This is a genomic window from Pseudomonas sp. MBLB4136 (assembly GCF_051904765.1).
Lineage (GTDB): Bacteria > Pseudomonadota > Gammaproteobacteria > Pseudomonadales > Pseudomonadaceae > Aquipseudomonas.
This window is the reverse complement of the sequence record NZ_CP196713.1, coordinates 3,659,710-3,676,902: the sequence shown is the minus strand read 5'-3', so window position 1 is coordinate 3,676,902 and position 17,193 is coordinate 3,659,710. Positions and strand designations below refer to the sequence as shown.

Annotated in this window: 17 protein-coding genes and 1 pseudogene; 12 read left to right on the top strand and 6 right to left on the bottom strand. The window is 66.6% G+C overall.

What is annotated here, in order from left to right:
* Positions 1-16: 16 nt before the first annotated feature.
* Positions 17-1,123 (top strand): HPP family protein, encoded by a 1,107-nt coding sequence (locus tag ACSX1D_RS16710; protein ID WP_439859575.1) that lies wholly within the window; start codon positions 17-19, stop codon positions 1,121-1,123.
* Here ACSX1D_RS16710 and ACSX1D_RS16705 read toward each other — a convergent pair.
* Positions 1,044-2,000, bottom strand: coding sequence for a LysR substrate-binding domain-containing protein (locus ACSX1D_RS16705; protein ID WP_439859574.1), 957 nt, complete (start codon positions 1,998-2,000; stop codon positions 1,044-1,046). The two genes, ACSX1D_RS16710 and ACSX1D_RS16705, sit on opposite strands and share 80 nt — an antisense overlap.
* Before the next feature lie 104 nt (positions 2,001-2,104).
* Between ACSX1D_RS16705 and ACSX1D_RS16700 the strand changes: the two genes are divergently transcribed.
* Positions 2,105-3,034 carry an AEC family transporter gene (locus ACSX1D_RS16700; RefSeq protein WP_439859573.1) on the top strand — a complete coding sequence of 310 codons (930 nt, stop codon included), beginning with the start codon at positions 2,105-2,107 and terminating at the stop codon, positions 3,032-3,034.
* Here ACSX1D_RS16700 and ACSX1D_RS16695 read toward each other — a convergent pair.
* Entirely contained in the window at positions 2,997-3,743 is a 747-nt protein-coding gene (locus tag ACSX1D_RS16695) for a phosphatase PAP2 family protein (protein WP_439859572.1), read from the bottom strand. The two genes, ACSX1D_RS16700 and ACSX1D_RS16695, sit on opposite strands and share 38 nt — an antisense overlap.
* 231 nt (positions 3,744-3,974) lie before the next feature.
* On the opposite strand from ACSX1D_RS16695, the gene ACSX1D_RS16690 reads away from it, so the two are divergent.
* The 6 genes from ACSX1D_RS16690 to ACSX1D_RS16665 all read left to right on the top strand — a co-directional run bounded on the left by ACSX1D_RS16690 (position 3,975) and on the right by ACSX1D_RS16665 (position 8,803).
* Positions 3,975-4,658, top strand: coding sequence for a response regulator transcription factor (locus ACSX1D_RS16690; protein ID WP_439859571.1), 684 nt, complete (start codon positions 3,975-3,977; stop codon positions 4,656-4,658).
* Complete coding sequence (locus tag ACSX1D_RS16685) at positions 4,648-5,919, top strand: sensor histidine kinase (protein ID WP_439859570.1); 1,272 nt, start codon at positions 4,648-4,650, stop codon at positions 5,917-5,919. Before ACSX1D_RS16690 ends, ACSX1D_RS16685 begins: the two co-directional genes overlap by 11 nt.
* A 104-nt stretch (positions 5,920-6,023) precedes the next feature.
* Positions 6,024-6,713, top strand: coding sequence for a class I SAM-dependent methyltransferase (locus tag ACSX1D_RS16680; RefSeq protein WP_439859569.1), 690 nt, complete (start codon positions 6,024-6,026; stop codon positions 6,711-6,713).
* Between the two features lies 1 nt (position 6,714).
* A complete protein-coding gene (locus ACSX1D_RS16675; RefSeq protein WP_439859568.1) occupies positions 6,715-7,437 on the top strand; it encodes a lipopolysaccharide kinase InaA family protein in 723 nt (240 codons plus the stop codon).
* Positions 7,438-7,450: 13 nt separating this feature from the next.
* Positions 7,451-7,822 carry a diacylglycerol kinase gene (locus ACSX1D_RS16670; RefSeq protein ID WP_439862351.1) on the top strand — a complete coding sequence of 124 codons (372 nt, stop codon included), beginning with the start codon at positions 7,451-7,453 and terminating at the stop codon, positions 7,820-7,822.
* Between the two features lie 84 nt (positions 7,823-7,906).
* Positions 7,907-8,803 (top strand): pseudouridine synthase, encoded by an 897-nt coding sequence (locus tag ACSX1D_RS16665; RefSeq protein ID WP_439859567.1) that lies wholly within the window; start codon positions 7,907-7,909, stop codon positions 8,801-8,803.
* Between the two features lie 23 nt (positions 8,804-8,826).
* On the opposite strand, the gene ACSX1D_RS16660 is transcribed toward ACSX1D_RS16665, so the two are convergent.
* From ACSX1D_RS16660 to ACSX1D_RS16645, 4 genes are read right to left on the bottom strand one after another with little or no spacing between them, the layout of a single operon-like run.
* Positions 8,827-9,408 (bottom strand): cob(I)yrinic acid a,c-diamide adenosyltransferase, encoded by a 582-nt coding sequence (locus tag ACSX1D_RS16660; protein WP_439859566.1) that lies wholly within the window; start codon positions 9,406-9,408, stop codon positions 8,827-8,829.
* Positions 9,409-9,410: 2 nt separating this feature from the next.
* Positions 9,411-11,429, bottom strand: coding sequence for a sensor histidine kinase (locus tag ACSX1D_RS16655; RefSeq protein WP_439859565.1), 2,019 nt, complete (start codon positions 11,427-11,429; stop codon positions 9,411-9,413).
* A gap of 48 nt (positions 11,430-11,477) precedes the next feature.
* Positions 11,478-12,404, bottom strand: a complete 927-nt coding sequence (locus ACSX1D_RS16650; protein WP_439859564.1) for a putative 2-dehydropantoate 2-reductase — start codon at positions 12,402-12,404, stop codon at positions 11,478-11,480.
* Positions 12,405-12,464: 60 nt separating this feature from the next.
* Positions 12,465-13,430, bottom strand: coding sequence for a response regulator (locus ACSX1D_RS16645; protein ID WP_439859563.1), 966 nt, complete (start codon positions 13,428-13,430; stop codon positions 12,465-12,467).
* Between the two features lie 148 nt (positions 13,431-13,578).
* Between ACSX1D_RS16645 and ACSX1D_RS16640 the strand changes: the two genes are divergently transcribed.
* The 4 genes and pseudogenes from ACSX1D_RS16640 (at position 13,579) to ACSX1D_RS16625 (ending at position 17,159) form a co-directional block, all read left to right on the top strand.
* On the top strand, positions 13,579-14,058 hold the full coding sequence (locus ACSX1D_RS16640; protein ID WP_439859562.1) for a YajQ family cyclic di-GMP-binding protein: 480 nt from the start codon (positions 13,579-13,581) through the stop codon (positions 14,056-14,058).
* A gap of 140 nt (positions 14,059-14,198) precedes the next feature.
* Positions 14,199-15,026: a mechanosensitive ion channel family protein gene (locus tag ACSX1D_RS16635; protein WP_439859561.1), complete on the top strand. Its 828-nt coding sequence runs from the start codon at positions 14,199-14,201 to the stop codon at positions 15,024-15,026.
* A gap of 155 nt (positions 15,027-15,181) precedes the next feature.
* Positions 15,182-16,092 (top strand): annotated as a pseudogene (locus tag ACSX1D_RS16630) (IS5 family transposase).
* Between the two features lie 380 nt (positions 16,093-16,472).
* Positions 16,473-17,159 carry a Crp/Fnr family transcriptional regulator gene (locus ACSX1D_RS16625; RefSeq protein WP_439859560.1) on the top strand — a complete coding sequence of 229 codons (687 nt, stop codon included), beginning with the start codon at positions 16,473-16,475 and terminating at the stop codon, positions 17,157-17,159.
* Positions 17,160-17,193: the final 34 nt, after the last annotated feature.

Here is a 17,193-nt window from a genome sequence, read left to right as displayed (position 1 = left end):
GGCGGATTTCCCTGCGGTGAACAGGTTCAAAGGTTGGTTGAGGGCATTCTGGCCTGAGCCCATGGCGGTGGGGCGCGGCGAGCAGCTGCTGAGCTGCGTCGGGGCACTGCTGGGCCTGCTGATCAGTGGCTGGATCGCCCGGCAGGCGCTGGGCAACGCCGGGCTCTGGCTGGTGGCGCCGATGGGGGCCTGCGCCGTGCTGTTGTTTGCCGTGCCGTCCAGCCCGCTGGCGCAACCCTGGTCGGTGTTCGGCGGCAACCTGATCGCGGCTCTGGTCGGCGTCGCCTGCGCCCAGTGGCTTGGGCATGGCTTGGTCGCCGCCGGCATCGCGGTGGCCGCCGCCATGGTGGCGATGTTTGTCCTGCGCTGCCTGCACCCGCCGGGCGGCGCCATCGCCCTGACCGCGGTGCTGGGCGGCGAAGAGGTCGCCCAGCTGGGCTATGCCTTCGCCCTCTACCCGGTGTCGCTCAACAGCCTCGGCCTGCTGACCATCGCGTTGCTGTTCAACAATGCCTTCCGCCGTCGTTATCCCCATCGCGCCATGGCACCGGATAGTCCGCGCAAGACCCGTGACCTGCCGCCGCGTGACCGCCTGGGTTTCACCGCGGCCGACCTCGACGAGGTACTCCAGGCGCGCGGCGAACTGCTCGACATCGCCCGCGAGGACCTGGCGGACATCCTCCGCCAGACCGAGGAGCGCGCCTACCGCAGGCGCTTCGGCGAGGTCCGCTGCGCCGACATCATGTCCCGCGACGTGCTGTGCCTGCATCCGGAGACCAGCCGCGCCGAGGCCTGGGCCCGCATGCAGGCTCATCGCCTCACCGCCATGCCGGTGGTGAACCAGGCGCGTCAGTTGCAAGGCATGCTCTACCTGCACGACCTGCTGCGGACCGGCGAGGCCGGGCAGGTGCGCGAGGCGATGCAGACCGGGGTGCTGACGTGCGCGCCGCAGTGGCCGACCATCCGCCTGGTGCAGCGCCTGTCCTCCGGCGAGGTGCACAAGGTGCCGGTGCTGGACGAGGACGGGGTATTGCTCGGCATCGTCACCCAGACCGATCTGGTGGCGGCGCTGTATCGCCGTTCCCTGGAGACGGGGCCCGCCGCGCCGTCGACCGAAGCCTAGCGGCCAGGTCTCTGGCGCAGTCGAGGAACCCCCCCAGGCAGGGGTTGGCGTTGTTCGCGCTCCAGTACAGCCCCTGTTCGATCTGCGGCGAGCTCAGCAGGGGGCGGAACACCGCGCCGTCCAGGCGCATGCGGCGCATCGAGTCGGGCACCAGGGACACGCCCAGGCCTTCGCCGACCAGGTTGACGATGGTCTGCTGCAGGTGGGTTTCCAGGCGGATGCGCGGGGCGAAGCCGGCCTGCCGGCAACAGTCGATCAGGGCGTCGTGCAGCGCCGGCGCCGTGCTGCGGGGAAAGCTGACGAAGTCCGCGGCGGCCAGTTGCGCGACGTCCAGGCGCTCCAGCGCCGCCAGCGGATGGGCGCTCGGCAGCACGGCGCAGAGCGGTTCGCGACGCAGCGGCAGATAGTGCAGCTGGTCGCTCGGCTGGCCGGGAAAGGCGATGCCGAAATCGGCGGCGCCGCTGCCCAGCGCCTGGGCCAGGTCGCGCGGCAGGGTCTCGTCGAGGCGCAGCTCGACCTGCGGCCGGGCGTCGCTGTAGGCCTTGACCAGCGCCGGCAGCAGGCTCCAGGCGGCGCTCATGGTGAAGCTCAGGCGCAGCTCGCCGCGTTCGCCGCGGGCGGTGGCCTGGGCGGTGCGCACGGCCGTGTCGAGGTCGGCCAGCAGCGCCTTGGCGTGGCGGTAGAACTGCTCGCCGGCGAGGGTCAGGCTGACCGAGCGCGAATTGCGCACGAGCAGGGCGATGCCCAGCTCGGCCTCGAGGGCGGCGATCTGCCGGCTCAGGGGCGGCTGGGTGATGTGCAACTGGTCGGCCGCGCGGCCGAAGTGCAGGGTTTCGGCGAGCACGGTGAAGTAGCGCAGCTGGCGGATATCGGTCATTGATGCGTAAGCCGTATTGGTCTTCCTATCAAATAGCATTAGACGGTATCGATCGCCAGGCCTAACCTGCGGACCTTCTTCGGCCGACTGAGCGTGCCCGGCCCATGGCTTCCGTACTCGACGTACTGCTCCCGATCTTCGCCCTGATCCTGGCCGGCTATCTGTGCCGGCGCCTGGGCGTGCTCGGCCCGAGCGCGGCGTCGGAGATCAACCGCATGGTGGTCTGGTTGTGCCTGCCGGCCCTGCTGTTCGAGGCGACCGCCACCGCGGTGTGGGCGCAGATCTGGCAGCCGCAGTTCATCCTGGTCTACAGCCTGGGCACCCTGGCGGTGTTCGTGCTGACCCTGCTGTGGCGTCTGCGCCAGCGCGCAGGCCTGGCCGATGCCAGCGTGCAGGGGCTCAGCGCGTCCTATGCCAACACCGGCTACATGGGCATTCCGCTGTGCGTACTGGTGCTCGGCGACGAGGGCCTGGTACCGGCGCTGATCGCCAGCCTGATTGTGGTCTGCGTGCTGTTCTCCCTGGCGGTGGTGTGCATCGAGGTCGCGCTGCAGGACGAGAAGCGCCTGCATCGGGCGCTGGCCAAGGTGCTGCTGGCGCTGGCCAGGAACCCCCTGGTGGTGGCGCCGTTGCTCGGTGGCCTGTGGTCGCTGTGGGGCGAGCCGCTGCCGCTGCCGGCGCATCGCCTGCTCGACCTGCTGGCCGCCGCCACCGCGCCCTGCGCGCTGATCTCCCTGGGCCTGTTCCTGGCGCACAAGCAGAGCGGGCGCCGCGAGGGCAGCATCGGCCTGGTGCTGATCAAGCTGATCGTCCATCCGCTGTTCACCTGGGTGCTGGCCTTCCAGGTGTTCCAGTTGCCGCCGCTGTGGGCCTACGCGGCCCTGCTGCTCAGCGCCCTGCCGACCGGCACCGGGCCGTTCATGCTGGCCGAGTTCTACCGCCGCGAGGCCTCGGTGGTGTCGAGCAGCATCCTGCTGTCGACCCTCGGCTCCCTGTTCAGCCTGTCGCTGTGCCTGTACCTGCTGGGGCTGTGACGGCGGCGCCGAGGGCCGAAGCGGGCCGGTACAGCAGCAGGCGGTAGGTGGCGAGGCAGATGGTCCAGTCGAGCAGCGCCGTCCACAGGTTGTGGGACAGGAAGTGCGCGCCCTGCAGCATGCGACTCACCGAGAAGACCGTGCCCAGGCCCAGCGCCACCCAGAGCGCGAGCCTGGCGGCGCGCGGGCGCCGGTCGCGCAGCACGAAGAACAGCGCCAGCAGCGAGAAGCCGGCCGCCGCATGGCCGCCGGGCCAGCAGCGACCGGGCTTGGCGGTGGGCGCGCGGGGGATGAGCAGCGGCGTGTAGCTCTCCTCGCCGCCGTACTGGCTCAGGCTCCAGGGGCATTGCACGCCGGTCAGGGCTTTCAGCGGCGTGACGATGCCGCTGGACAGGCCCATCGCCAGCACCAGATAGCCCAGGGAGCGGCGCCACTGGCGCAGGCGGGTCGGCAGCAGGCTGAGCAGGAAGCCGAAGATGGCCAGCACGCCGATGAGGATCACCGCCTGCTTGGCGCGGTCGTGGAGGATGTTCTCGAGAAACCAGCTGTGCCCGCCGATGAAGCCGCTCTGTGGGTCGTAGGCCCAGTTGGCGATGGCGAAGTCCAGGGCCGTCGGCTCGCCGAGCAGCACCAGCATCGCCAGCAGCGGCAGGCCGAAGCCCAGGTGGAAGTTGAATGGCCGCGAGGCGGGCGATACTCCAGTCGACATTGGCGCATGATCCTTCGGATTGTCAGGGAAGTCGGCTCGCCCGGGCTCGGCACGGCGGCCGCCGGCGACGTATGATCGCCGCTCGAGCGAATGCCTGGCAGTTTGCTCGGGCGCCTGTGAGTCCCGTGTGCAGATCAGGTGAAGAAAACGTCAAATGCCAGCACCTGATACTGGTCTCCGTACTCTTTTTTCGCCGGTCTGCCGATGGCCGCTCCGAGGGGTTAACCGAACATGCGCATCCTGGTGGTGGAAGACAACCGCGACATTCTCACCAACATCCTCGACTACCTGAGCCTCAAGGGTTACAGCGTCGATTGCGCCCAGGATGGCCTGAGCGGCCTGCACCTGGCCGCCACCGAGCATTACGACCTGATCGTGCTGGACATCATGCTGCCGGGCATGGACGGCTATCAGCTGTGCCAGCGCCTGCGCGAGGATGCCCGCAGCGACACGCCGATCATCATGCTGACCGCCCGCGACGCCCTGGACGACCGGCTCAAGGGCCTCAACGCCGGCGCCGACGACTACCTGCTCAAACCCTTCGCCCTGTCCGAGCTGGTGGCACGCATCGAGGCCATCCTGCGGCGCAGCCAGGGCAGCCGCAAACGCCGCCTGCAGATCGGCGACCTGAGCTACGACCTCGACACCCTGCAGGTCAGGCGCGGCGGCCAGTCGCTCAAGCTCAACCCGCTGGGCATGAAGCTGCTGGCGGTGCTGATGCAGCGCAGCCCGGCGGTGGTGCGGCGCGAGGCGCTGGAGGAGGCGCTGTGGGGCGACGACTGCCCGGACAGCGACAGCCTGCGCAGCCATATCCACCAGCTGCGCCAGGTCGTCGACAAGCCGTTCGACAAGCCCCTGCTGCACACCATCCATGGCGTCGGCTACCGCCTGGCGGAGTCCGGCGATGATGTCTAAACAGCCGCTGCTGCGGCGCATCGTCATCGCCTTCGTGCTGATGACCCTGGTGGTCAGCGGGGTCTTCGCCCTGAGCATCGTGGCCATCGTGCACCTGGTCGAGGAGCACCTGGTTTCCGAGGAGCTGGATCGTCAGCTCGGCAGTGTGCTGCACGACGACCTGCAGCGGGGCCTGCCTCCGCGCCTGGATTCGAGCACCCGGCTGTTCGCCTCGCACCTGCCGGCCTACGCCGTGCCGCCGCAGTTCGCCGAGGTGGAGGAAGGCTTCTCCGAGGTGGTCGAAGAGGAGCAGGCCTATTACGTGTTCAAGCGCACGATCGACGGCGAGGCCTTCATGCTGGTGCAGGAACAGCATGAGTTCGAGGCGCGGGAGAACGTGCTGTTCGACGTGGTGCTGGCCGGCTTCCTGCTCAGCGTGCTGGCGGCCTGGGGGCTGGGCTGGCTGCTGGCCCGGCGGGTGATGGCGCCGGTGATCCGCCTGGCCCACCAGGTACGCCACCGCGACCAGTTGCACCCTCTGGCGCCGGCCCTGGCGCCGGACTATCCAGACGACGAGGTCGGCCGCCTGGCGGCGGCCTTCGACAGCACCCTGGGCCAGCTGCGCCATTCCCTGGAGCGCGAGCGGCTGTTCACCAGCGACGTCAGCCACGAGCTGCGCACGCCGTTGATGGTCATCGCCACCTCCTGCGAGCTGCTGATCGAGGCCAACAACCTGGAGGCCCGCCAGCGCGAGCAGGTGCAGCGCATCGGCCGGGCTGCCGAGGAAATGCGCGACCTGGTGCAGACCTTCCTGATGCTGGCCCGCGCCAACCCGGATGAGGCGAACCTGGGCGGCAGCGCCGAGCTGGCCGTGGTGGCCGAGGAGCAGAGCAAGCGCTGGGGGCCGCTGATCCGCGCCAAGGGCCTGCAGTTCGAGGTGATCGAGCACGGCAGCGACGCCACGCGCTACAACCTCAGCTTCCTGCGCACGGTGATCTCCAACCTGTTGCGCAACGCCCTGCACTACACCGAGCAGGGCGGCGTACGCCTGATCGTCGAGCCGGGTGGTTTTCGCGTCGAGGACAGCGGCGTCGGCATTCCCCCCGACCAGCAGGAGCAGATGTTCCAGCCCTTCGTGCGTGGCGCCCAGGCCCGCGGCGAGGGTCTGGGCCTGGGCCTGTCGCTGGTCAAGCGAATCTGCGAGCACCAGGGCTGGGAGGTGCGGGTGCGCGAGCTGCAGCCCCGGGGCAGCCTGTTCGAGGTGCGCCTGCAGCGCAGCTGAGGCGGCGTGCCGCGCTTCACGTTTCTTTCACATTCTGATGACGGGGGCTTGATGGCCCCCTCGCTAGTCTGCCAGCCGTGGATTCCTCAACGGAGCAGGCTGTCATGTCGAGCGGCAAACCCATCGAGCTGGATTTCTCGCGCAAGTACGATCGCGAGCATGCCCAGCAGTATTTTCACAAGCATCAGGATGGCATGGCGCGGCGCCTGTCCCATTGGCGCGACCAGCAGCTGGCGCGTTATGCCCTGAAGCTGGCCGGCGAACCGAACCTGGTGCTCGACCTGCCCTGCGGCGCCGGGCGTTTCTGGCCGTTGCTGGCCGAGCAGGCGAACCGCGTGATACTCGCCGCGGACAACTCCCAGGACATGCTCGACACGGCCCTGGCCGCCCAGCCGGCGGCGGTGGTCGCGCGGGTCAAGGCCTTCCAGACCTCGGCCTTCGCCATCGACCTGACGGACAACGCCGTGGACAGCATCTTCTGCATGCGCCTTCTGCACCATGTCGCCGAGTCGCCGCATCGCCTGGCCATGCTGCGCGAGTTCCACCGGGTCACCCGTGACACCCTGATCGTCTCGCTGTGGGTCGATGGCAACTACAAGGCCTGGAAACGTCGTCGCCTGGAGGCGCGGCGCGCCGCCGAAGGGCGGGCGACGCAGAACCAGAACCGCTTCGTGATCGACCGCGACACCATCGAGTCCGAGTTCGCCCGGGTCGGTTTCGACATCCTCGGGCACAAGGACTTCCTGCCGGGCTACGCCATGTGGCGGGTCTACGTACTGCGTAAGGCCAGCTGAAATGGCCGCACTGATCGCGTTAGCGCACAAGCAAACCTTCCAGCCGACCTTCGAGCGCTGGTGGCAGATCCGTGGCGAGTGGGTCGAGGCACCCAACCAGCGGCGCGGCGGCGAGAGCGGGGTGCAGCGCCTGGGCAGCCAGTCCGGGCAGCTGCTGTACCTCAAGCGCCAGGTCGGCCACCTGTATCGTTCCTGGCTGCATCCCTTCGGTCAGCCGACGGTGCTGCGTGAGGTGCAGGCCATGCGTGCCCTGGCCAGGCTCGAGGTGCGCGTGCCGGAGCTGGTGTATTACGGCGCGCGGAAGCACGCCGGGCAGTGGCGCGCGTTGCTGGTGACCGAGGCCCTGGACGGCTTCGTCAGCCTGGAGCAGTGGTATGCGGGTGCCTCGCCGCAACCATGCAGCGCGGAGCTCAACCGCCAGCTGCTGCAGCAGCTGGCGCTGACCCTTAGTCGCCTGCACCTGGGGCGCTGGCAGCACGGCTGCCTGTACCCCAAGCACATCTTCGTCAAGCATCACCCCGCAGCCGATGGCGGCTGGGTCGAGGTGGCCCTGCTCGATCTGGAGAAGTGCCGCCGGCGGCTAGTCGCCTCCCGCGCCTCGCAGCGCGACCTGGCGCAGCTGTATCGCCATCGCGGTGCCATGCCCGAGGCCGACTGGCGGGTCTTCGTCGAGGCCTACAACTGCTTTATCCGCGCCGTGGAGCCGTATCACCGTGAAGCCTGAATCCTGTTCGCCAATCCATGATGGCCGCGCCCTCAAGGGCCGGGTCGGCTGGCGCCGGCTGGTGCACGCCTCGGGCTATTCATGGGCGGGGCTGAAGGCGGCCTTCAGGGGCGAGGCGGCGTTTCGCCAGTTGCTGGCGCTCAACCTGGTGCTGCTGCCCCTGGCGCTCTACCTGCCGGTCGACCGGGTCGAGCGCGCCGTGCTGATTGCCGTGTGCCTGCTGGCGCTGATCGTCGAGCTGCTCAATTCGGCGATCGAGGCCACGGTGGACCGCATTTCCCTGGAGCTGCATCCCCTGTCGAAGCAGGCCAAGGACCTCGGCAGCGCCGCGCAGCTGGTGGCCCTGAGCCTGATCGCCGTGGTCTGGGCGGTGATCCTGCTGTAGCTCATCGGCGCGCTTTGACGCTGGGCGCCGGCCTGCGGCCTAATAGCCGGCCGAAGCGCCAGACGCTGTCCGTCGAGAGTCCTGATGTCCGTGCCAGCCCGTTCCCCGTCCAACCTGCGCCCCAGCACCCTGCACCTGCCCCAGGGCGACTGGGCGACCGTGCTCGACTGCCTGGCGGCGCACTTTCCGGCGATCGGCCGCGAGCTGTGGGCGCAGCGCATGGCCAGGGGCCGGGTGCTGGATGCCGAGGGTGTGCCCATCGACCCGCAGCACCCCTATCGGGTCGGCTTGCGGGTGCACTACTTCCGCGAGGTGGTGGCCGAGACGCCGATTCCCTTCGAGGAAACCGTGCTGCATGTCGACGAGCACCTGCTGGTGGCCGACAAGCCGCACTTCCTGCCGGTGATGCCGGCTGGCGAGTACGTCGAGCAGACCCTGCTGGCGCGTCTGGCCAAGCGCCTGGGCAACGCCGACCTGGTGCCGCTGCACCGCATCGACCGGCACACCGCCGGGCTGGTGCTGTTCTCCACCAATCCCGAGAGCCGCGGCTGCTACCAGGCGCTGTTCCGCGAGCGGCGCATCGACAAGCGCTACGAGGCCCTGGCCCCGGCGCTGCCGGCGTTGCAGTTTCCGCTGCTGCGCCACACCCGCCTGGAGGCCGGCGAGCCGTTCTTCCGCATGCGCGAGGTGCCCGGCGTGGCCAACAGCGAGACGCGCATCGAGGTGCTGGAGAAGCTCGGCGAGCTGTGGCGCTATGCGCTGTACCCGGTCACCGGCAAGAAGCACCAGTTGCGCGTGCACCTGGCCGCCCTGGGCGCGGCGATCTGCAACGATCCCTTCTATCCCGAGGTGAGCGCCGCCGCCGACGCCGCGGACGACTACGGCAAGCCGCTCAAGCTGCTGGCCCGGGGGCTGGACTTCATCGACCCGCTCAGCGGCGCGCCGCGTCACTTCGAGAGCCGCCTCAGCCTGCAGCCCTGAGCCCGATCGGGCCGTTGACGCGGCTAGGCGTCTGGCTTGGGCGCCTCCTGCCAGAGCACTTCGGCGATCTGCTGGCGGCGGGCGATCAGCCGTGCGGCGACGAACAGTAAATCGGACAGGCGATTGACGTAGGCCAGGCCGACGCCGCGAATCGGCTCCAGGGCATTGAGCTGCTGGCAGCGTCGCTCGGCCGTGCGGGCCAGGCTGCGGCAGATATGGGCCTGGGCGATCAGGCGCGAGCCGCCGGGCAGGATGAAGTTCTGCAATGGCCCCAGCTCCTCGTTCCAGCGGTCGATGGCGCCCTCCACTCGGGAGATCTCGCTGGCCTGCAGGGCCTGGTAGTCTGGCATCGCCAGTTCGCCGCCGAGGTCGAAGAGGCGGTGCTGGCAGGGCGACAGTACCTCGATCACCTCCTGCAGCGCCGGGCAGCCGGCGGCCTCGCTGGCCAGTTCGGCCAGCAGCAGGCCAAGCTGGCTGTTGAGGCTGTCCAGCTCGCCCATGGCCTCCACCCGCGGATGGTCCTTGGCCACCCGGCGGCCGTCGGCCAGGCCGGTTTCGCCGGCGTCGCCGGTGCGCGTGTAGATCTTCGACAGTCGATAACCCATGGTCAGGAATCCTGGTGCGCGGCGACGGCAGTCAATGGCAGGCGCAGGGTGAAGCAGGTGCCCTGACCGCGACTGGACTGTACTTCCATCTGCCCTTTGTGATTGTTGGTGATGATGAAGTAGGACACCGACAGCCCCAGCCCGGTACCCTGGCCGACCTCCTTGGTGGTGAAGAACGGCTCGAAGATGCGCTTGCGCACCGGCTCGGGCATGCCGACGCCGTTGTCCTCCACCTGGATCTCCGCCCAGGGCGGCGCCAACCGGGTGCGCAGGGTGATCTGCCCCGGCGTCCTGGCGTCCTCGCGCTGGTGGATGGCCTGGGCGGCGTTCTTCAGCAGGTTGAGCAGCACCTGCTCCAGCTCGTTGGCGGTGCCGGGGACCGGGCCGAGCTTGGGGTCGAACTCGCGCTGGATGACCAGGCTCTTGAAGTCGAAGCTCTCGGTCAGGTCGAAGTCGTTGCTGGCGATCTCCAGGGCCTGATCGATCAGCGCCGGCAGTTGGCAGGGCACCAGCTGGCGGTTGCTGCGGCGGCTGAAACTGAGCATGTGGCTGACGATGCGCGCCGCCCGGGTGCCGGCCTGCTGGATGCCGTCGAGCAGCGGAGGGATCTGCCGGGCCTGCAGGTACTGGTCGATGGCCTCCAGGCTCAGGCCGAGCTGTTCGGCCTGTTCGCGGTTCTTCTCCAGTTCCGGCGACAGGCGCCGGCGGATGTTCTGCACGTTGTGCAGGATGGCGCCCAGGGGATTGTTGATCTCATGGGCCATGCCGGCGGCCAGGCTGCCGACCGAGAGCATCTTCTCCGACTGCACCATCATTTCTTCCAGGCTCAGGCGCTGGGTGATGTCGTCGATGCGGATCACCACGCCGCGCCCGCCACCGCCCATCAGCGGGTAGAAGGTCAGGGCATAGTGGCGCGGCTCCTCGTCCTTGCTCCAGGTCACCCGTTCGATCTTCTCCACCTTGTGCTGCTCGGCGGTGCGCCTGAGCTGGGCGAGGAACGGCTTGAGCGGCGGGAAGGCGAGGAACACCGGCTGGTTCAGCGCCTCGCTCAGTGGCGTGCCGGACAGGGCGCTGGCTTCCTGGTTCCACTGGGTGACGTAGAGCTGTTCGTCGAGGGCGATCAGCGCCGAGGGCATGGAGTCGATGATGCTGTTGAGGTAGTTCTGGAAGCCGGTGAGCTTCTTCTCGATCTTGCTGCGCACCTGCACTTCCAGCTCCAGCTTGCGGTTGGAGTGGCGGGTCTCCTCGGCCAGGCTCTGGGCCTGGTCGAATGCCGTCTGGGCGTCGTCGCGGGCGCGCTTGAGCTGCTGCTCGCGGGCCTCGATGCGCATCAGCATGGTGTTGAAGGCTTCGGCCAGGCTGCCGATCTCGTCGCGGTTTCCCGGGCGGGCGCGCAGCGCGTAGTTCTCCTCGCGGGTGACCTGGCGCGACAGCTCTTCCAGCTTGCGGATCGGCTTGGTCACCAGGCGGCGGATCTGCCGGGCGACCAACACCCAGAGCAGCACGCTGAAGGCGAGGATCGCGCCACTGGCGGTCAGGGTGCCGGTGTAGAAGGCGCCCGGCAGTTCGCCCGAGGCGACCAGCAGCAGGTAGCCGGGGCGCCGGCCGGGCTGCGCCAGTTCGACCAGGTGGGTGGTGCGGAACTCATCCCGGCGCCAGGCCTCCAGCTGTTCGACCTGCGCCGGCAGATTCAGCGCCTCGCCGCGCTGCAGCTGCGCCAGGCTCATGCCGTTGCTGTCGTAGATCGCCGCGGCGCGCAGGGGGGCATAGTCGTCCAGGCGGGTGAGCAGCTTTTCGGCGGCCTGCACCGAACTCAGCGCCTCGTAGCTCAGCGGCGGGATGGCGATCAGCCGGCCGAGGGTGTGCAGGGCCTGGGGCGCGACGCTCTCCTGGGAGATCCAGTAGGCCGCGCTGATGAACGCCAGGTTCGCCACCAGCAGCACGGTGGCCAGCGATACCAGCAGCGCCGCCAGCAGTTTGCGGCCGACCGGCAGGTTTTCGAGGCGCTGACGCAGGGGCATGGGCGGGCGAGTCGCGGTGACTGAGGTGCGGGCAGGGTAACGCGCCGCTCAGTGGCTGGGCAATCCGCGTGCGCCCAGGTGTTTGAGCAGGCGCTGGTGCAGCGCCGTGAGGTGCGGCAGGACCAGGCGGTGGCGCTGGGCCGCGGCGCAGGCATGGCCGAGCAGGTAGGCGATCTCGGTGCGGCGGCCCTGGGCGACATCCTGATGCATCGACGAGTAGTTCGCCGCGGTGGCCTGGATCACCCGCTGCACCTCCTCGTGCAGGCCATCGGCGGCGGCGGGCTGGCCGCAGGTGTGCAGCAGCTCGGCGAGCTCGTCGCAGAGTGTCGCGAGCTCCGCCGGGTGTTGCCGCAGGTCGCCGTTGCGGCAGTCGTAGAGCACCGTCAGCGGGTTGATCGCGCAGTTCAGCGCCAGCTTGCGCCAGAGCCGGCCGAGGATGTCCAGGCTCCAGTCATGGACGATGCCGGCCCGTTCCAGCTCGGCCAGCCAGGGCGGCGGGGTGAGGTCCAGCGGATCACCGAGCCAGGTGTGGCCATGGCCGGCGAACACCACGCGCCAGGCGTCCTCGCGAAAGGCACCCTCGGTGCTGGAGGCGAGGATGCAGCGGGCCTGGGGCACGCGTGCGGCGACCGCATCCTGGCTGCCCAGGCCGTTCTGCAGCAGGATGACCTCGGCCTCGTCCGCCAGGCGCGGCGCCAGGCCGGCGATGGCCTGCTCGGCGTCGTAGGCCTTGCAGGCCAGCAGCAGGCGTTGGATGGGGGCGGGGTCGGTGGCGGTCTGGGCGTCCAGCGGGAACTGCCGGGCCTGGCCCTTCTCGACCAGGGTCAGGCCGCCGGCGCGGCGATAGGCGGCGAGTCGCTCGGCATCACGCAGGATCAGCTGCACCGGCACCCCGGCGCGGGCCAGGCGTGCGGCCCACAGGCTGCCGAGGCTGCCGGCGCCGAGGATGTGCCAGGTGGTTTTGCATTCGCTCATGGACGGCAAGTCTATCGCGACCTGCGCCGTCTTGCCCGCGGGGCGGTGCAGGGGAATCCTCTAGTGCGAGCGCGGCAGGCGCGTGGCCGTGACCCGGCCGCTGGCATAGGACTCCGGGAGCAGCTGGGCGGCCTGCTCGATCACGCCGTCCGGGTCGATCGGCAGGTTCTTGGCGTCGAGGCCCACCAGGCTGATGCCGGCCTTGAGGGTGATGAAGCCCTCGCTGGTCTTGAAGGCCTTGAGATTGATGCCTTCGTGCAGGCGCCGAAAGCTGCTCGGCGAGCACTCCTGCAGGTTCGCCGGGAGGGTGAGAAGGGCGAAATGGTTGTCGTCCAGGCGCGCCAGCACGTCCAGGGGGCGCACCAGTTGTTGCAGGCGGCGGGCGACGCCGTGCAGCAGTTCGCTGTAGAAGCCCTCGCCGTGTCGCTGCTGCAGTTCGCCGGCTTCCTGCAGTCCAATCAGCAGGTAGCACAGTGCGCCCCCGCGGGACTCGACCTGGCGCAGGCTGTCCTGCAGCTTCTGGCGCAGGTAGCGCGGGTTGCCCAGGCCGGTCAGGGGGTCGACCAGGTTGCGCTCCTCCAGGCTGCTGACGTTCTGCGTCAACAGGCGGTTTTCCTGCAGCAGGCGTTGCAGGGTGTTGCACAGGCGGTCGGCGGCGAAGACTCGCGGCACCAGCTGCTCGCTCATCGCCGACTTGCTGATGAAGTCATCCACGCCACGGTCGAAGGCCTCGCCCAGGACGTTTTCGCCTTCCTTGCCGGTCAGCAGCATGATGTAGGTGTAGTGGTCGGTCATCTCGTCGAGCTGGCGCACTCGCCCGGTGAGCTCGAGGCCGTCCATCTCCGGCATCAGCCAGTCGGCCAGCAGCACGCTGGCCGGGCGCTGTTCCTGCAGGCGGATGGCTTCGGCGGCGCTGTTGGCGAAGCGCAGGTCCTGGTAGCCAGCCTGGCTCAGGGCACGACCGATCATGGCGCTGGAGAACTTCGCGTCGTCCACCACCAGGATGCTGAGATGGGGGTTGGGCATGGGCAGGCTCGCAGGGATGGCACATGGGCCCGGTACTTCGCCGGGCAGTGTTTGTGGCTAAAGATATATACTGGTTCGGTTTTTTAACCGTCAAGCCAGGTGTGCCCGGTCCGTGACCTGGGTCGCGCCGTTTATCTGGAGGAATCCCATGCCCTCGTTCGACGTGGTGTCCGAACTGGACAAACACGAAGTCACCAACGCCGTGGATAACGCCATCAAAGAGCTGGAGCGTCGTTACGACCTGCGCGGCAAAGGCAGCTTCGAACTCAAGGAGCTGACTGTCAACCTGACCGCCGATGCCGAGTTCCAGCTGGAGCAGATGCTCGAGATTCTCAAGTTGAGCCTGGTCAAGCGCAAGATCGACGTGCAGTGCCTGGAGTTCAAGGACGCCTATGCCTCGGGCAAGAGCGTCAAGCAGGAAGTCACCCTGCGCGAGGGCATCGACAAGGAGCTGGCGAAGAAGATCGTCGCCCATATCAAGGACGGCAAGCTCAAGGTACAGGCGGCGATCCAGGGCGAACAGGTGCGTATCACCGGCAAGAAGCGCGATGACCTGCAGGAGTGCATCGCCAGCCTGCGCGCCAAGGACTTCGGCATGCCGCTGCAGTTCAACAATTTCCGCGACTGACCGGCGGAATATTGAACCTCTGCGGCGCAAAGGCGTCGCAACAGGGGTGATAGCACTTTGACCGCCATGGCTTGCCATGGCGGTCGTGTTTTGTGCGTTGGAAAACGCACGGTAGTTGCAATGCCTAGAAGGAGCGACCGATGGAAATGAACCTCGAGCAACTGGTGAAGATGTCCGAGACCTGGCTGCCTGTGGTGCTGAACTACAGTGGCAAGTTGACCTTGGCACTGGTTACCCTGGCCGTCGGCTGGTGGCTGATCAACGGCCTGACCCGCAAGGTCGGCGGCCTGCTGGATTCACGTAACGTCGACCGCGCGCTGCACAGCTTTATCGGCAGCCTGGCGAGCATCGCGCTCAAGGTAATGCTGCTGGTCAGCGTGGCCTCGATGATTGGCGTGGAGACCACCTCGTTCATCGCCGCCATAGGTGCCGCCGGCCTGGCCATCGGCCTGGCCCTGCAGGGCAGCCTGGCCAACTTCGCCGGTGGCGTGCTGATCCTGCTGTTCCGCCCGTTTCGCGCCGGCGAATGGATCGAGGGGCAGGGCGTGGCCGGTACCGTCGACAGCATCCAGATCTTCCACACCACGCTGAAGACCGCGGACAACAAGGTGGTGATAGTGCCCAACGGCAGCCTGTCCAACGGCCACATCACCAACTATTCCCGCGAGCCGAAGCGCCGCGCGGAAATCAAGGTGGGCGTCGATTATGCCGCCGATATCAAGAAGGCCCGCGAGGTGCTGCTGAAGATCGCCGAGGATCCGCGGGTGCTCAAGGATCCGGCGCCGGTGGTCTATGTGGTCGGTCTGGGCGACAACTCGGTCGACCTGTCGCTGCGCGTGTGGGTGGAAACAGGCGACTTTTGGCCGGTGACCTTCGAGTTCACCGAGCTGGTCAAGGAGCGTCTGGACGAGGCCGGAATCGGCATCCCGTTCCCGCAGCGGGTGGTGCACCTGGTGCAGGCCAGCTGATCGCCTGAAGCCCTGCAGGGGGCTGCCTAGAGCCGCCCTGCCGGAGCGTTGATTCGCAGGTCCGCCGCCGCGCCGGTGCAATTGCCTGGCCGGGGCGCGGGGACCGGCTTCGCCGCCTAGGGGCGCTCTGAAAAACACTTCTTGAATCTGATGAAATACGCCGATCCCGCCACCTCGCCGACGCCGAGTACGCCGAGTACGCCGGCAAGCGCAAGCAGACCCGCAAGGAGCTGTTCCTGATCGAGCCGCATTACCCGAAGGGCGAAGGTGGCCGCCCCGCCTATCCGCTGCTGGCCATGTTGCGCGTGCACCTGATGCAGAACTGGTTCGGCTATAGCGATCCGGCAATGGAGGAAGCGCTGTACGAGACCACCATCCTGCGCCAGTTTTCCGGGCTGAGTCTGGAGCGCATCCCGGACGAAACCACCATCTTCAACTTCCGTCGGCTGCTGGAGAAACACGAACTGGCGGCCGGAATACTGGCGGTGATTAACGGCTATCTCGGTGACTGCGGTCTGTCGCTGCGTCAAGGCACCATTGTCGATGCCACGCTGATCGATGCGCCCGGCTCGACCAAGAATAAGGACGGCAAGCGCGACCCGGAAATGCACCAGACCAAGAAAGGCAACAGTACTACTTCGGCATGAAGGCCCACATCGGCGTTGATGACGAATCGGGCCTGGTGCACAGCGTGGTCGGCACGGCGGCCAACGTGGCGGATGTCACCCTGGTCGACCAGCTGCTGCATGGTGACGAGGACGTCATCTGCGCCGATGCTGGCCGGAACGTGATCTGGCAGGTCGCGGCGCGCCGTAGTACCTACAAGAAGCTGGGCAAGAACAATCCACGCTACAAAGCCAAGCGCAAGGTCGAAAAGGCCAAGGCCCAGGAGCGCGCCAAGGTCGAGCAGCCATTCCGGGTGATCAAGCGGCCGTTTGGCTACGTGAAGATGCGCTTCCGTGGCCTGGCGAAGAACACCGCGCAACTGGTGACGCTACTCGCACTGTCGAACCTGTGGATGGCGCGTCGACATTTGCTGGCGAGCGCAGGAGAGGTGCGCCCGTAATGTGGGAAATGCCTGCCGCGAGGTGCTCGCGACGGCCCAAAACGGGGAAATGAGTGGGCTATTTGGCCGATTTTTGATCGACTGCCCGCTCTCAAAATTGGTGAAGGCTGAAGTTGGCGGGGAGTGTCTAGCTACTTCAGACCTTCCCTAGCAGAAGGCGCTTGGGCTAACACCAGCCTCCCAGGTCGAGCGAAAATATGCCAGCAATGTAGCCTGGGCTACTTTTTTTTTATAATTACCGATCAATAATCGTTGTGCGCCATAAGGGCTGATGCTGCAGTTAATGAGCTTGTTCGCCAGAAAAATGGCGATCCAATCCCTTTTGAGCACCCATCAAGCCATTGAAGCGTCTTAGGCTTTTTAGACCGTGAGGAATGATCATGTACGAGAAGGCATTCGATGATCAAAAGCAGAGGGCGATGCGCGAATATTTTCTGGATGAATTGTCGCCTCGCGGAAAGCTTAAAAAATATAAAAGCAAGCAGACCATAAATAACGATCAGTTCAAAGGCAGTTTTGGCATTGTGGTAAGCGGGAAAATATCCAAAAGCGTTATCAGTCCCCAAGGCAATGAGAAACTGCTTTACACCATGCGTCCCGGTGAGATTTTTGGCGAGATGGATCTATTGTGCGAGGGTGACTTTAACTTTCTCTTCCGGACTAAAGAAAACGCTGTGGTTTCGTACATTGCTCGGGATTTGCTGCTGTCAGAGATCGCTAATAACACCGCCGTCTATTCGTGCCTGATCAATAGCATCACACGCAAATTCAGAATCGTACTGCTACAGCTAACCAGCAACACCTTTAATGATTCTACCGGCCGGATTGCCGATGCTCTGATCAGGCTGGTGGCGTGCTCTGACACGCTTGATGTTGGTCATGATCCGCGCATGATTTCAACGACATTCACACAGAGTGAACTGGCGCACAATGTCGGCTGTTCGCGAATTACCGTAACCCGCGTGCTCAAACAGTTTGAGAATGAAAAGCTGATCAGTCGGAAAAACCGGAAGATCATTATTGAAGATATAGATGGACTGGCAAGATATACAAGCCGGGCTCAATAGGCCGTGCTCTGAAACAGCATTCGTTGAACGTCAT

Coding starts and splice junctions, on each gene's coding strand:
- ACSX1D_RS16705 (WP_439859574.1), bottom strand. CDS start 2,000: ATGACCGATATCCGCCAGCTGCGCTACTTCACCGTGCTCGCCGAAACC.
- ACSX1D_RS16700 (WP_439859573.1), top strand. CDS start 2,105: ATGGCTTCCGTACTCGACGTACTGCTCCCGATCTTCGCCCTGATCCTG.
- ACSX1D_RS16695 (WP_439859572.1), bottom strand. CDS start 3,743: ATGTCGACTGGAGTATCGCCCGCCTCGCGGCCATTCAACTTCCACCTG.
- ACSX1D_RS16690 (WP_439859571.1), top strand. CDS start 3,975: ATGCGCATCCTGGTGGTGGAAGACAACCGCGACATTCTCACCAACATC.
- ACSX1D_RS16685 (WP_439859570.1), top strand. CDS start 4,648: ATGATGTCTAAACAGCCGCTGCTGCGGCGCATCGTCATCGCCTTCGTG.
- ACSX1D_RS16680 (WP_439859569.1), top strand. CDS start 6,024: ATGTCGAGCGGCAAACCCATCGAGCTGGATTTCTCGCGCAAGTACGAT.
- ACSX1D_RS16675 (WP_439859568.1), top strand. CDS start 6,715: ATGGCCGCACTGATCGCGTTAGCGCACAAGCAAACCTTCCAGCCGACC.
- ACSX1D_RS16665 (WP_439859567.1), top strand. CDS start 7,907: ATGTCCGTGCCAGCCCGTTCCCCGTCCAACCTGCGCCCCAGCACCCTG.
- ACSX1D_RS16660 (WP_439859566.1), bottom strand. CDS start 9,408: ATGGGTTATCGACTGTCGAAGATCTACACGCGCACCGGCGACGCCGGC.
- ACSX1D_RS16655 (WP_439859565.1), bottom strand. CDS start 11,429: ATGCCCCTGCGTCAGCGCCTCGAAAACCTGCCGGTCGGCCGCAAACTG.
- ACSX1D_RS16650 (WP_439859564.1), bottom strand. CDS start 12,404: ATGAGCGAATGCAAAACCACCTGGCACATCCTCGGCGCCGGCAGCCTC.
- ACSX1D_RS16645 (WP_439859563.1), bottom strand. CDS start 13,430: ATGCCCAACCCCCATCTCAGCATCCTGGTGGTGGACGACGCGAAGTTC.
- ACSX1D_RS16640 (WP_439859562.1), top strand. CDS start 13,579: ATGCCCTCGTTCGACGTGGTGTCCGAACTGGACAAACACGAAGTCACC.
- ACSX1D_RS16635 (WP_439859561.1), top strand. CDS start 14,199: ATGGAAATGAACCTCGAGCAACTGGTGAAGATGTCCGAGACCTGGCTG.
- ACSX1D_RS16625 (WP_439859560.1), top strand. CDS start 16,473: ATGTACGAGAAGGCATTCGATGATCAAAAGCAGAGGGCGATGCGCGAA.